12 protein-coding genes and 1 pseudogene are annotated in these 13,618 nt (G+C 65.5%); all 13 read left to right on the forward strand.

The genetic code is table 11. The annotated features are described in order from the left end of the window. The 13 genes and pseudogenes from BLU88_RS09520 to BLU88_RS09580 all read left to right on the forward strand — a co-directional run bounded on the left by BLU88_RS09520 (position 1) and on the right by BLU88_RS09580 (position 13,363). Positions 1 to 1,137 (forward strand): glycosyltransferase family protein, encoded by a 1,137-nt coding sequence (locus BLU88_RS09520; RefSeq protein WP_092012921.1) that lies wholly within the window; start codon positions 1 to 3, stop codon positions 1,135 to 1,137. Between the two features lie 8 nt (positions 1,138 to 1,145). After that, complete coding sequence (locus tag BLU88_RS09525; protein WP_407922826.1) at positions 1,146 to 2,825, forward strand: CTP synthase; 1,680 nt, start codon at positions 1,146 to 1,148, stop codon at positions 2,823 to 2,825. Between the two features lie 88 nt (positions 2,826 to 2,913). Continuing rightward, positions 2,914 to 3,678, forward strand: a complete 765-nt coding sequence (locus tag BLU88_RS09530; protein ID WP_092012927.1) for an NUDIX domain-containing protein — start codon at positions 2,914 to 2,916, stop codon at positions 3,676 to 3,678. A 6-nt stretch (positions 3,679 to 3,684) separates the two neighbouring features. Next, positions 3,685 to 4,635: a site-specific tyrosine recombinase XerD gene (gene xerD / locus BLU88_RS09535; protein WP_092012930.1), complete on the forward strand. Its 951-nt coding sequence runs from the start codon at positions 3,685 to 3,687 to the stop codon at positions 4,633 to 4,635. A 38-nt stretch (positions 4,636 to 4,673) separates the two neighbouring features. Then, on the forward strand, positions 4,674 to 5,543 hold the full coding sequence (locus BLU88_RS09540; protein WP_092012933.1) for a ParA family protein: 870 nt from the start codon (positions 4,674 to 4,676) through the stop codon (positions 5,541 to 5,543). A 101-nt stretch (positions 5,544 to 5,644) separates the two neighbouring features. Then, complete coding sequence (locus BLU88_RS09545) at positions 5,645 to 6,481, forward strand: segregation and condensation protein A (protein WP_167356883.1); 837 nt, start codon at positions 5,645 to 5,647, stop codon at positions 6,479 to 6,481. Beyond that, the gene (gene scpB, locus BLU88_RS09550) at positions 6,468 to 7,109 is read left to right on the forward strand and encodes an SMC-Scp complex subunit ScpB (RefSeq protein WP_092012936.1); all 642 of its coding nucleotides are present in this window, start codon (positions 6,468 to 6,470) and stop codon (positions 7,107 to 7,109) included. Before BLU88_RS09545 ends, scpB begins: the two co-directional genes overlap by 14 nt. Before the next feature lie 17 nt (positions 7,110 to 7,126). Continuing rightward, complete coding sequence (locus BLU88_RS09555) at positions 7,127 to 7,987, forward strand: pseudouridine synthase (RefSeq protein WP_092012939.1); 861 nt, start codon at positions 7,127 to 7,129, stop codon at positions 7,985 to 7,987. After that, complete coding sequence (locus BLU88_RS09560) at positions 7,984 to 9,072, forward strand: prephenate dehydrogenase (protein WP_092012942.1); 1,089 nt, start codon at positions 7,984 to 7,986, stop codon at positions 9,070 to 9,072. The genes BLU88_RS09555 and BLU88_RS09560 overlap by 4 nt, the downstream gene beginning before the upstream one ends. After that, on the forward strand, positions 9,069 to 9,728 hold the full coding sequence (cmk, locus tag BLU88_RS09565) for a (d)CMP kinase (protein ID WP_092012945.1): 660 nt from the start codon (positions 9,069 to 9,071) through the stop codon (positions 9,726 to 9,728). The genes BLU88_RS09560 and cmk overlap by 4 nt, the downstream gene beginning before the upstream one ends. Further along, positions 9,725 to 11,236, forward strand: a complete 1,512-nt coding sequence (der, locus tag BLU88_RS09570; RefSeq protein WP_092012948.1) for a ribosome biogenesis GTPase Der — start codon at positions 9,725 to 9,727, stop codon at positions 11,234 to 11,236. Before cmk ends, der begins: the two co-directional genes overlap by 4 nt. Continuing rightward, the gene (locus tag BLU88_RS09575) at positions 11,237 to 12,589 is read left to right on the forward strand and encodes an AI-2E family transporter (RefSeq protein WP_231939341.1); all 1,353 of its coding nucleotides are present in this window, start codon (positions 11,237 to 11,239) and stop codon (positions 12,587 to 12,589) included. A gap of 148 nt (positions 12,590 to 12,737) precedes the next feature. Next, a pseudogene (locus BLU88_RS09580) lies at positions 12,738 to 13,363 on the forward strand (L-threonylcarbamoyladenylate synthase). Positions 13,364 to 13,618 lie beyond the last annotated feature (255 nt).

Below are 13,618 nucleotides of genomic sequence, written 5' to 3' on the forward strand. Positions count from 1 at the left end.
ATGAGCGAATCCGGCGAGGTCAACCCACTGAGCGCAGACACAAGGATTCTGCACGTGCTCGCCGAGACCACCGGTCCCGTTGTCGAAGTGGCGAAGCTCGCCGTGCTCGGTCACCTCCGGGCCGGTTATAAGGTCGCCGTCGCCGCACACCGGTCACTGCTGGGCACCTTCGGAGTCCCCGAGGAACTGGCCGGCGAATTCCGTGAGATCGAACTCGCGGCACGCAGACGCTTCACGATGGCCGACCCGAACACCGCCTTCACTCTTCACAAGTACTACCAGCACGTGGACATCGTCCACGCACACGGACTGCATGCGGCGACCCTCGCCGGTCTGGCCTTCACCGGTCTGCCCGCCCGCCTGCACCCGAAGGTCGTCGCCACCATCGAATCCTTCGACTCCGCGAACGTCATCGAGAAGACCGGAGCCGAGATCGTCGGCCGCACTGCCACGGCAGTGCTCGGCACGACTGAACCCGTCGTCGACTACTACGGCGGCCGTGTCCCCGTCGTCGAACGCGCCGAACTCGTCCACCCGGACATCGACGTCGACCTCACCGTGCGCACGCCGCGCGCCGAGGTCCGCCGCGAACTCGGGCTGGCCGAAGGCACCTGGATGGTCGCCAGCCCCATCGCGCTGCGCGACCACACGGCCCTGGCGACGGTGCTCGACGCCGCCGATCAGATCAACCAGCGCCGCCGCGACCGCAACGTCGTCTTCGTCCTCACCGGCACCGGCAAGGACCGCGCGGCGATCTCCCGCGAATTCTCCGACCGCGGCGTCCTCGTCGCCCCCGCCGGCGATCTTGTCGACGTGGCGGCCGCCGCCGATGTCGTCATCGCCAGCGAAACCATGACGGGACTGTCTCACGAAGACCTCATGCAGCTGTCGAAGCCCGCGGTCTTCATCGGCAGCGAACGCCGCGCCGGCATCTGGGGAGAAGCCGCGAAGGCCGTTCCCGCCGACGACACGGAAGCGCTGCTGCGTGAGATCAATCATCTTCTCGACGACCCGGCCGGACGCGGAACCTCCGCCGTGGCAGCAAAGAAGCGGGTCATCGACGTGAGCAACGGGGCGGCGATCTCCGAGACGCTGCTCGATCTGTACGCCGAGGTCGACGCCGTCTCGGATTCGTGAGCCGGACTTTGATAGAATCAAATCCCGTGGTGAATCGAACTGGCCCCGGCGGCACACATACGGCAAAGCACATCTTCGTCACGGGAGGCGTCGCCTCCTCATTGGGCAAGGGTCTGACGGCATCGAGCCTCGGCCACCTGCTCACTCAGCGCGGCCTCACCGTGGCCATGCAGAAACTGGATCCCTACCTCAACGTGGATCCCGGCACGATGAACCCCTTCCAGCACGGTGAGGTCTTCGTCACCGAGGACGGTGCAGAGACCGACCTCGACATCGGCCACTACGAGCGCTTCCTCGACAACAACCTCGACGGTGCAGCGAATGTGACCACCGGGCAGATCTACTCCTCGGTCATCGCGAAAGAGCGCCGCGGCGCGTACCTCGGTGACACAGTCCAGGTCATCCCGCACATCACCGATGAGATCAAGGCGCGAATGCGTGCACAGGCCGAACGCCCAGAGGCGGACCGCCCCGATGTCATCATCACTGAGATCGGCGGCACCGTCGGCGATATCGAATCCCAGCCCTTCCTCGAGGCGGCCCGCCAGGTCCGTCGCGATATCGGTCGGGACAACGTGTTCTTCATCCACGTCTCCCTCGTGCCCTACCTCGGGCCCTCCGGGGAGCTGAAGACGAAGCCGACCCAGCACTCGGTGGCCACCCTGCGCTCCATCGGCATCCAGCCCGATGCGATCGTGCTCCGCTCCGACCGCGAACTGCCGGATTCGATCCGCGCGAAGATCGCCGGCGCCTGCGATGTTGAGACCGAAGCAGTCGTGTCCTGCGTCGACGCCCCGAGCATCTACGACATCCCGAAGGTCCTCCACGACGGCGGCCTCGACGTGTTCGTCATCCGCAACCTCAACCTGCCCTTCCGCGACGTCGACTGGACGAAGTGGGACTGGGTACTCGAACGCGTGCACAACCCGTCACGGGAAGTCGCCATCGGCATCGTCGGCAAGTACATCGACCTGCCCGACGCCTACCTCTCCGTCACCGAGGCTCTGCGCCACGGCGGCTTCGCCAACGACGCGAAGGTCAAGATCAAGTGGATCCAATCGGATGACTGCTCCACCGAAGCCGGAGCCGCAGGGGCTCTGGAGGGCCTCGACGCGATCTGCGTGCCCGGCGGCTTCGGCATCCGCGGCATCGAAGGCAAGCTCGGCGCACTCGAATACACCCGCACGAACGGCATTCCGACCCTCGGCCTCTGCCTGGGCCTGCAGTGCATGGTCATCGAATACGCACGCAACGTCGCCGGAATCGAGGCGGCGTCGTCGTCCGAATTCGACCCCGAGACCACGGTTCCGGTCATCGCGACCATGGCCGAGCAGCTCTCGATCGTCGAAGGCGAAGGCGACCTGGGCGGCACCATGCGCCTGGGCACCTACGAGGCGAAGCTCACCGAAGGCAGCGTCGTGGCCGGCGTGTACGGAGACACGACGATCAGCGAACGTCACCGTCACCGCTACGAGGTCAACAACACCTACCGCGACCAGCTCGCCGAGGCGGGGCTCGAGTTCTCCGGAACCTCACCGAACGGTGAGCTCGTCGAATTCGTCGAACTGCCTTCTGAACTGCACCCGTTCTACGTGTCCACTCAGGCACACCCCGAACTGAAGTCGCGTCCGACCTCACCGCACCCGCTGTTCGCGGGTCTGGTCGCCGCGGCGCTCGAGCGTCAGTGACCGTTGTCCAATCTCACAGCGAATGCCGTCGGCGACAGCGCCGGCGGCATTCGCCATTCCACCACCGTCGAACTCCGGGAGGCAGCCGATGAGCACACCGAATGAAGAGATCCTGCAGGACGAACCGGTGACCCCACCGATCACCTCTTCCAAAGTCGTCTACGAAGGCGCAGTGTGGGACATCCGCAAGGAGACCTTCGACCTGCCCGAAGCCTCGGGACTCGTCCGCGACCTCATGGCTCACACCGGAGCCGTCGGGATCGCCGTCGTCGACGACCAGCAGCGGATCCTTTTGGCCCAGCAGTACCGGCACCCCGTCCGGGCTCGACTGTGGGAGGTCCCCGCCGGTCTGCTCGACATCGACGGAGAGGACCCGCTTGAAGCGGCGAAGAGGGAACTCGTCGAGGAAGCCGACCTCACGGCCGACCGCTGGGACGTCCTCAGCGACTCCTGCCTGACCCCGGGCGGCAGCTCGGAGACGATGCGTCTCTACCTGGCCCGCGGGCTGTCCTCTGTGCCCGAAGCTGACCGTCACGAACGCGGCGAGGAAGAGGCAGGGTTCCGCTACGCCTGGGTCGGCATCGACGAAGCACTCGCGGCCGTGGCCGATGGGCGGATCACCAACGCGATCGCCCAGCTTGCGATCTTCCAGGTCGACCGAGTGCTGCGCGCCGAAGCGTCGGGAGCACCGGTGGAGTTCCGTCCCGTCGATGCGCCGAGGCGACTCGTCGACGGCCGTCCCGGATTCGGCCGTGGTGCCACCGTCGAGACGACTGGTTCGGCATCGGCGGAGACGACCGGCTCCGCTGGCGAGGGCGGCCTGGCCACACGAGTCGGCTCGGGCGAGGACTGAGACCCTGTGGCTCGGCATGGCGCCGAACTCCTGCCGGAGAACCTGCCCGGAGACCTGCGGCGCGCCTTCGAGTCCTATCTCGCCTCCCTGCGCTTCGAACGCGGACTGTCGATGAACTCGATCGACGCCTATGCCCGTGACCTCGCCCGGTACGGAACCTGGCTGACCGAGGACGGGGTGAGCCGCCTCGGCGAGGTCGATCGACAGAAGGTGGAGAGCTATGCACTCCACCTGCTCGATTCGGGACTGGCATCGCGGAGTCGGGCACGTGCGCTCGTCGCAGTGCGACGATTCCACACGTTTGCGCTGGGGGAGAATCTCGCGTCCACGGATCCGGCCTCCGAGGTCAGCCCGCCGCAGGAGGGACTGCGCCTACCCAAGGCTCTGGCGCTCGACGACATCGAAGCGATGATCGCGACCACGGACGGCGAGGAACCGGCGCAGATCAGGGCCGCCGCCCTCCTCGAACTCCTCTACGCCACGGGGGCGCGCATCTCCGAAGCCGTGGGGATCGACCTCGATGATCTCGACCTCGACGCCGGGCTCGTCCGACTCTACGGCAAGGGCGGGAAGGAGCGGATCGTGCCCTTCGGATCCCATGCGGCCCGAGCCCTGGGAGCGTGGGTGTCACGAGTGCGGCCGTCGATGGCGGCGAAGGCGAAGTCCTCTGCGCCGGCCGGGGCACTGTTCCTCAACGCGCGCGGAACCCGACTGTCCCGGGTCTCCGCGTGGCAGATCGTCAAGGACGCCGGTGAGGCGGCGAAGATCGCCGCTGAGGTCTCTCCGCACACGTTCCGGCACTCATTCGCCACGCATCTTCTCGAGGGCGGGGCGGACATCCGAGTCGTCCAGGAGCTGCTCGGGCATGCCTCGGTGACGACGACTCAGATCTATACGAAAGTCTCCGAGGAAACACTGCGGGAAGTGTACGCGACCTCGCACCCTCGGGCGCGGTAGGGTTGGACGAAGAGCAACGAAAGGTGGCCATCCGAGTGATGAATACGCAAGAGGCGTTGGAGATCCCCCAGCAGAGGACCGCAGCAGCCGAGCCCCAGGATTTCCCGGAGCCGGCACCCCTGGATTCGCACGGACCCGCCCGCATCATCGCGATGGTCAACCAGAAGGGCGGGGTCGGAAAGACGACCTCGTCGATCAACCTCGGTGCAGCCCTGGCCGCCTACGGCCGCAAGATGCTGCTCGTCGACTTCGACCCGCAGGGCGCCCTGTCCGTCGGTCTGGGACTCAACCCCTATGAGCTCGACATCAGCATCTACAACCTGCTGATGAACCCGCGTTTGGACCCGCACGAGGTGATTGTCGAAACGGACTTCGACAATATCGACATCCTACCGGCCAATATCGACCTCTCCGCCGCCGAAGTCCAGCTCGTCGGCGAGGTCGCCCGCGAGCAGGTGCTCGCCCGCGCCCTGTCGAAGGTCGCCGACGAGTACGATGTCATCCTCATCGACTGCCAGCCCTCGCTCGGCCTGCTCACCGTCAACGCGCTGACCGCCGCGCATGGTGTCGTCATCCCGCTCGAGACCGAGTTCTTCGCGCTGCGCGGCGTCGCCCTGCTCGTCGAGACGATCGAGAAGGTCCAGGACCGACTCAACCCCTCACTCGAGGTCGACGGAATCCTCGCCACGATGTTCGACTCGCGGACCCTGCACTCGAAGGAAGTCATGTCCAGAGTCACCGAAGCCTTCGGCGACAAGGTCTTCGAGACCGTCATCAACCGCACTGTGAAGTTCCCCGACGCCTCTGTGGCCGCCGAGCCGATCACGAGTTTCGCACCGAAGCACGCCGGTTCCGAAGCCTATCGTCGACTGGCTCGGGAACTCATCGCTCGTGGAGGCGCACCCTGAGCGACTCCGTAGCCGACGAGGAGGAAGCGGCCCCCGTTTCAACCGAGGCCGCTTCGGGTGTTGCAGTCGCTTCTGACGACGACGCTGCACAGGGATTCCAGGTGCGGTTGGACAACTTCACCGGCCCCTTCGACCTGCTGCTCGGTCTGATCTCGAAACGTCGCCTCGACGTCACGGAGATCGCCTTGGCCGAGGTCACCGACGAGTTCATCGCCTACACCACGGAGCTGAAGGACCAGGCGAACCTCGCCGAGATCTCCCAGTTCCTCCTCGTCGCGGCGACTCTGCTCGACCTCAAGACCGCACGACTGCTGCCGCACGAGGAGGGAGATGAGGTCCTCGACCTCGAACTGCTTGAGGCCCGCGATCTCCTCTTCGCCCGGCTGCTGCAGTACAAGGCATACAAGTCCGTGTCCGGATATCTGGCTGAGGCGATGGCCGCAGGATCGATCCGCGCCCCACGCGATGTCGACCTCGAACCGGAGTTCCAAGATGTTCTGCCGCCTTTGGAACTCAACATCGGTCCGGGTGAGCTGGCCGGAATCTTCGCCACCGTGCTCCAACGCGATCACACTCCTCCGAGCGTAGCCGTCGACCACATCCACCTGCCGCTGGTCAGTGTGTCAGAGCAGCGCGGGCACATCCTCGCTCTGCTGCGCGCCGGAGACGTCGACTTCCAAGACCTGCTCGAAACGGCAGAGAACAATTTGGTGGTCGTGGCGAGGTTCCTCGCCCTGCTCGAGCTGTTCAAGGTCGGCCTCTGCGACTTCGACCAGCCCGAGCCTCTGGGCCGGCTGCTCATCCGCCGGACCGAGATGAACGAAGACGGAGTCGACCTGCGCACCGAAGGCGACTGGAGCGGGGATGAAGACGCAGCGGATTCTGCAGGCCAACTCGCTGCGAACGACGATGGGGGAGCACTGAATGATCGACGATGAGATCCTCGCCGGCATCGAAGCCGTGCTCATGATCACCGATTCGGCCGTGACTGCCGAAGACCTCGCAGGCTCCCTCGGCCTCGACGAGGACACCGTCCTCGATGCCATTCGCACCCTCAAAGCCGACTACGACGGGGATGAGGACCGGCGGCAGCGCGGGTTCGAGATCCGACACGTCGCCGGTGGCTTCCGCATCTTCTCCCGCGGCGACTACCACGAAGTCGTCAAGGACTTCCTCACCGCCGGGCATAGCGCGAAGCTCTCCCAAGCCGCGCTCGAGACGCTCGCGGTCATCGCCTACCGGCAGCCGATCTCACGGCCCCGCATCGCAGCCATCCGCGGAGTCAGCGTCGACGGCGTCATCCGCACCCTGCTGCTGCGCGGACTCATCGTCGAAGCCGGCAAGGAGGCGTCCACCTCAGCGCTGCTCTATGCCACCACGCGTGAGTTCCTCGACACGATGGGCATGAACGCGCTCGACGATCTGCCCGATATCGCTCCCTACCTACCCGAAGACGCCGATGTCGCCGAACTCGGTGCCGAAGACACCGAAGTCCTCGCCGAGATCGACGGCGCACTCGACGACGATTCTGATTCGTCCGCCGAGATGTCACGAGTCGCTGATTGATTTGAGAGAATAGAAGTATGAGTCCCTACCGTGATCACCGCGCCCCCGGCGGGCGCCAGAACCGACCCAGCCGAAAACAGCGCGCAGCGACGGCCAACCAGGCCTCGAACAAGGGCGGTACAGGTGCCGGTCAGACATCGGATGCCCACGTCAGCGGGGGTGTGCGGCTGCAGAAGGTACTCGCCGAGGCGGGACTGGGATCACGTCGTGCCTGCGAGCAGCTCATCGTCGACGGCCGTGTCGAGGTCGACGGCAGCATCGTGACCGAACTGGGCACCCGGATCGACCCCGAAACGCAGTCCGTGTACGTGGACACAGTGAGAATTTCGACACAGACCAAGAAGGTCTACCTCGTGCTCAACAAACCCGCGGGAGTCGTGTCGACCATGAGCGACCCCGAAGGCCGACCCTGTCTGGCCGACTACGTGCGCAACAACACCGAACGCCTGTTCCACGTCGGTCGCCTCGACACGGAGACCGAAGGCATCATCCTGCTCACCAACGACGGAGAGCTGAGCAACCGCCTGGCCCACCCGCGCTACGAGATCCCGAAGACATACATTGCGAAGGTCAAGGGGCAGCTGGCGAAGGACGCCGGTGCCATCCTCAAGGCCGGAATCGACCTCGAAGACGGTTTCGTCAAGGTCGACGACTTCAAACTCGTCGATTCGACCCCGGGCAAGTCCGTCGTCGAACTCACCCTCCATTCCGGACGCAACCGCATCGTGCGCCGCCTGCTCGCCGAGATCGGGCACCCGGTGGAGCGCCTCGTGCGGCTGAAGTTCGGACCGATCGTCCTCGACGAGCAGAAGCAGGGCAAGATCCGCCCGCTGCGCTCCGATGAGGTCGGCGCACTGTTCGAGGCCGTCGGTCTGTGAGGGTCCATATCATCGGCACCGGCCTGCTCGGTGCCAGCCTGGGGTTGGCGCTGAGCGCACAAGGCCATCAGGTGACCCTCGAAGACACCTCGCCGACCGCGCAGCAGCTCGCCGCGGACCTCGGTGCCGGTCAGGTCGGTGCACCTGAACACCCGGATATTGTCGTCGTGGCCACCCCGCCCGACGTCGCCGCCCGGGTCATCGCCGCAGCGCTCGAGGACTACCCGAACGCCACGGTCACCGATGTCGCCAGCGTCAAGACCCGCCTCCTCGAAGCGGTGCGCGAACTGGTCACCAGCGCTCAACTCGATCGCTATATCGGCTGCCATCCGATGGCCGGACGCGAGAAGTCCGGGGCGATCGCAGCCCAGTCGGACCTGTTCACGGCCCGGCCCTGGGTGATCTGCTCGGATGAGGACACCCCGGCCGACCGCCTCGGCGAGGTCATCGCCATGGCAGAGGGCACGGGTGCCTCGGTGCTTCACCTGGATCCGCGCATCCACGATGCGGCGGTCGCGAAGGTTTCGCACGTGCCGCAGATCGTGTCCTCCCTGGTCGCCTCCCAGCTGCGGCACGCTCCCTTGGAGGAGATCTCGCTGGCCGGGCAGGGACTGCGCGATGTCACCCGCATCGCCGCCTCGGACCCGGGCCTGTGGACACAGATCCTCACCGGCAACGCCGATGAGGTCCGCTCCGTGCTCATCGATCTGCGCACCGAGCTCGACGAGGTCATCGGGGCCCTCGAACTCGGACCCGGCTCGACGGGACTGCTCGCCAAGGCGATCGCCCTGGGCAATGAGGGGCACGACCGGATTCCCGGCAAGCACGGGCAGCCGCCGACCACCTATGCTGTTGTCACGATCCTGGTTCCGGATACCCCCGGAACCCTGGCCCGGCTGTTCAAGGACATCGGCGACCTCGGCGTCAATGTCGAGGACTTCCGGATGGATCACGCCTCCGGTCGGAAACTGGGCATGGTCGACGTGTCCGTTGTCCCGGCCATCCAGCAGGAGCTGGAGATCGGATTGCTGTCGAAGGGATGGCAGATCCCCGAATCCGCCATCGAGAAAGAAGGAACTGCATGAGCGTCATAGCCATTGACGGACCGTCCGGAGTGGGCAAATCGAGCACCGCCAAGGAGGTGGCGCGTCGGCTGGGATACCAGTACTTGGACACCGGTGCGATGTACCGGGCGATGGCGTGGGTTTGCCTCAACCGCGGGGTCACCGACCCCGTCGACGTGCTCGAACAGGTGCGCGGTGCGGACCTGGAGATCTCGCTCAGCCCTGACGAATTCTTCGTCTCCGTCGACGATATCGACGTCACCGAGGAGATCCGCGGTGAGGACGTGTCAGCGAACGTGCAGACAGTCTCCGGCGTCATCGACGCCCGCGAGGAGCTCATCGAGATGCAGCGGGCCTACATCGCCGCCGCACCCGAGGGCATCGTCGTCGAAGGCCGGGACATCACGACCGTGGTCGCGCCCGATGCGGACGTTCGCATCCTCATGACCGCCCGCGATGAGGTCCGTGTGGCCCGCCGGGCGAAGGAAGTGCACGGCAATGCCGACGCCGAGGCGATCGCCGCCACCCAAGACCTCGTCACCGGCCGTGACGCCAAGGACTCCGCTACGACGAGCTTCCTGGAGGCCGCCGACGGAGTGTTCACACTCGATACCAGCGACATCGACTTCGACCAGGTGGTCGAGACGGTGCTGCAGCTGGTGAAGGACTCACAATGAGCGAACCCGAATTCCACGAGACACCCGACGAAGACCTCGTCGAGCGTGTCGAGAGCATCAGCGACGAGGAGGCCGACCAGCGGGCGACCGCGCTCGAGGCCGGACTCGAAAGCTATGAGCTCGAAGACGAGGACCGTGCGCTGCTGCGCGCCTACGGCTTCGATGACGACGAAGACGAGGCGCTCGGTGCCGCACCGGTCCTGGCCGTCGTCGGTCGGCCGAACGTCGGCAAGTCGACGCTGGTCAACCGCATCCTCGGCCGCCGCGAAGCCGTCGTCGAGGATGTTCCCGGAGTCACCCGTGACCGCGTGAGCTACCGGGCGGAGTGGAACACGAAGGAGTTCACCCTCGTCGACACCGGCGGTTGGGACCAGGACTCGAAGGGCATGGCCTCGCGCATCGCGATCCAGTCCGAAGTCGCCGTGGACATGGCCGATGCCGTCCTGCTCGTCGTCGATGCCACAACCGGTCCGACCTCGACCGATGAGATGGTCGTGAAGATGCTGCGCCGGAAGAAGAAGCCGGTCCTCCTCGCCGCGAACAAAGTCGACGACGAGCGCGGGGAACTCATGGCCGCCGAACTCTGGGGCTTGGGCCTCGGTCAGCCCTGGACTGTGTCGGCTCTGCACGGTCGGGGAGTCGCCGACCTGCTCGACGAAGTGCTCACGATCCTGCCCGAGGTCTCGGCCGTCGACACTCGTGTCGAAGAGGGCGGACCGCGTCGTGTGGCCCTCGTCGGTCGCCCGAACGTCGGCAAGTCCTCCCTGCTCAATCAGCTCATCGGTTCCGACCGGGTACTCGTGGACAACGTCGCCGGCACAACTCGTGACCCCGTCGACGAGCTCATCGAGCTCGGCGGGAAGCAGTGGCGCTTCGTCGACACCGCAGGCATCCGCCGTCGTGCCCATCAGGCCAGCGGCGCAGACTTCTATGCCGCTCTGCGCACGCAGACCGCGCTCGAACGCGCCGAGGTGGCTCTCGTCCTCATGGACGTCCAGGATCCGCTGAGCGAGCAGGACGTCCGCATCGTCACAACCGCCATTGAAGCGGGACGTGCCGTGGTGCTGGCGTTCAACAAATGGGACCTGCTCGATGACGAACGTCGCTTCTACCTCGAGCGGGAGGTCGAACGGGACCTCGGCCATGTGGCTTGGGCGCCGCGCGTGAACATCTCGGCGAAGACCGGACGTCACGCGGAGAAGCTCGTGCCGGCCATGGAGACCGCGCTCGAGGGCTGGGACACCCGCATTCCGACGGGACGTCTCAACGCGTTCCTCGGTGAGCTTGTCGCAGCCAACCCGCACCCGGTGCGCGGAGGCAAACAGCCGCGCATCCTCTTCGGCACTCAGGCGCAGTCGCGTCCGCCGAAGTTCGTGCTCTTCACCACCGGTTTCCTCGATCCCGGTTATCGGCGGTTCATCACCCGCCGTCTGCGCGAGACCTTCGGCTTCAAGGGCACCCCCATCGAGGTGTCGATGCGCATCCGCGAGAAGCGTCGGGGACGCTGAGTGAACGAGGACGAGCAGACGAATGCGTCGGGCGCCGCAGACGGTGCGACCGGATCAACCGGCGATGCCGCGCGCGCGGCCGAGTCTGCGCCGTCCTCACGACCGGCGACTGAGCCGGGGGCGGACGGACAGGCCGCCTCGGCGAGGGATCGGACGGGCTCGACCGCCTCGGTGATGGTGGGATCCGCTGGTTCCACTGCTGAATCGGGCAGGGCCGCCGGCGCACAATCCGGACCAGAAGCCGACGCGGCAGACGATTCAAAGCCCTGGCACGCGAGGCAGCCGGCGCGAGCGCTGATGATCGCGGTGACCATGGCGGGTCTGGCGTACGCGCTGATGTTCTTTCGCGGACTCCAGGACATCGTGGCGCCGGTGTTCCTCGCGCTGAACTTCTATATCGTCGTCTACCCGGTGCAGCGGGCGCTCACCCGGATCAAGGTGCCGCGGGCGATCGGGGCGTGCATCTCGGTCGTGCTCGTGCTGTGCATGATCTTCGCGTTCTTCGGTCTCACCGCTTGGTCGGTCGCCGAGCTCGTCATCCTCATCCCCAGCTACAGCAACGAACTCGTCAACACGTACCAGAATGCGTTGGCGCTGCTCTCGGACATCGGAGTGACCTCCTCGGTGATCCAGCAGCAGCTCTCGGCCTTCGACGTCCGTTCCGTCCTCGACGCCGTGTACCCCCTGTTGACGAATCTCTCGTCGGTCGCCGGACTGCTGACTACGGTGATCATGGCGGTGTTCTTCGTAGCGATGGATTCGATGGGCATCGACAAGCGGATGACGATGCTGCTTGACGTGAAGCCCACACTGTCGGCGTCGATCGGTGACTTTGCCAGCGGTGTCCGCCGCTACTGGGTGGTGGCCACCGTATTCGGCCTCATCGTCGCATTCCTCGACGTCATCGCCTTGGCGATCATCGACGTCCCGCTCATCTGGGTGTGGGGCGTGCTCGCATTCCTGACGAACTACATTCCGAACATCGGCTTCGTCATCGGCCTCGTACCGCCGGCGCTGTTGGCGCTGGTCGACAGCGGATGGCAGTCGGCACTGTGGGTGGTCATCGCCTACTGCGTGCTGAACTTCGTCATCCAGGCGATCATCCAGCCGAAGTTCACCGGCGAATCTGTCGGCGTCACCCCGCTGATCTCATTTCTCTCACTGCTGTTCTGGGTATGGATCCTTGGTTGGCTCGGAGCCCTGCTGGCACTGCCGGCGACTCTGCTGATCAAGGCTCTGCTGGTCGACGCGGATCCGCGGGCCCGGTGGGTGAATATCCTTCTCGCCTCCGATCCGCACACCGCGCGTGCCGAACTGGTCAGGGGCATGAAGAAGTCTGCGGCAGCGGTCTGACGATGCCCAGGCCTGCGGTCTGAGGAATCCTGCGGCTGCGGTCTGACGCTGCCCGCGGAATCACCTTGACGTGACGCAGTCTCCTGCTCTGCGAATCGACTGTCCGTCAACCCCTCGCACTGTGGCGACAGAGTGGTTAGCATGAAGTATGGCGACACTACTGAATATCCATCCGGAGAACCCGCAGGACCGACTGATCGAGAAGGCCGCTGAGTCACTCAGGAACGGTGGCCTGATCGCCTATCCGACGGATTCCTGTTATGCCCTCGGCTGCGCATTGGACAACAAGGACGGAATCGAACGGATCACCCGCATTCGGCATCTCGGGTCGAAGCACCATTTCACGTTGATGTGCCACGACTTCGCTCAGTTGGGCCAGTTCGTCATCGTCGACAATTCCGACTTCCGTGCCATCAAGTCGATGACGCCGGGGCCGTACACGTTCATCATGAAGGCGACGAAGGAAGTTCCGCGCCGGATGATGCATCCGAAGAAGCATTCGGTCGGTGCTCGGATTCCGCAGAATGTCACGGCACTCTCACTCGTCGAGGCGATGGGGAGCCGATCCTGTCCTCGACGCTGCTGCTGCCCGGCGATGAGGATCCGCTGACCCACGCCGAGGATGTCATGGACCAGCTCGGCAATGACCTCGACATCGTCATCGAGTCCGGAGTCCCCGGAGTCGTGCCGACCTCGGTCGTCGACTTCACCGGAAAGTTCCCCGAGGTGGCCCGCGTCGGAGCCGGTGACGTCTCCCGGTTCCTCGACGAGTGAGGTGGCCGCCGGGGTCGGTGGCACTGACTTCGGCGGACGACGTATCACGACCGATCACACCCCGGACCGAAAGGCTGGACTGAGCGACCGGGCAAGCCCCGGCCGGACAGCGTGAGCAGCTCTACGAACGGTCGGACCGATCAACTCAGCGAAATCTCGCCGAGGTGGCTGAGCCGCCTCGGCGAGATTCCCTTTCTGTCCTGGTGCCCTCCTGGGCGGGGGAGCACTGTGCCCCACTGGGCGAGAGAGCACCGT

This window comes from Brevibacterium siliguriense (assembly GCF_900105315.1).
In the GTDB taxonomy this organism is placed as follows: domain Bacteria; phylum Actinomycetota; class Actinomycetes; order Actinomycetales; family Brevibacteriaceae; genus Brevibacterium; species Brevibacterium siliguriense.

Bases quoted from the DNA above. Each gene is read 5' to 3' on its own strand.
- BLU88_RS09530 (WP_092012927.1), top strand. From the start codon at position 2,914: ATGAGCACACCGAATGAAGAGATCCTGCAGGACGAACCGGTGACCCCA.
- scpB (WP_092012936.1), top strand. From the start codon at position 6,468: ATGATCGACGATGAGATCCTCGCCGGCATCGAAGCCGTGCTCATGATC.
- BLU88_RS09520 (WP_092012921.1), top strand. From the start codon at position 1: ATGAGCGAATCCGGCGAGGTCAACCCACTGAGCGCAGACACAAGGATT.
- cmk (WP_092012945.1), top strand. From the start codon at position 9,069: ATGAGCGTCATAGCCATTGACGGACCGTCCGGAGTGGGCAAATCGAGC.
- BLU88_RS09540 (WP_092012933.1), top strand. From the start codon at position 4,674: ATGAATACGCAAGAGGCGTTGGAGATCCCCCAGCAGAGGACCGCAGCA.
- BLU88_RS09555 (WP_092012939.1), top strand. From the start codon at position 7,127: ATGAGTCCCTACCGTGATCACCGCGCCCCCGGCGGGCGCCAGAACCGA.
- der (WP_092012948.1), top strand. From the start codon at position 9,725: ATGAGCGAACCCGAATTCCACGAGACACCCGACGAAGACCTCGTCGAG.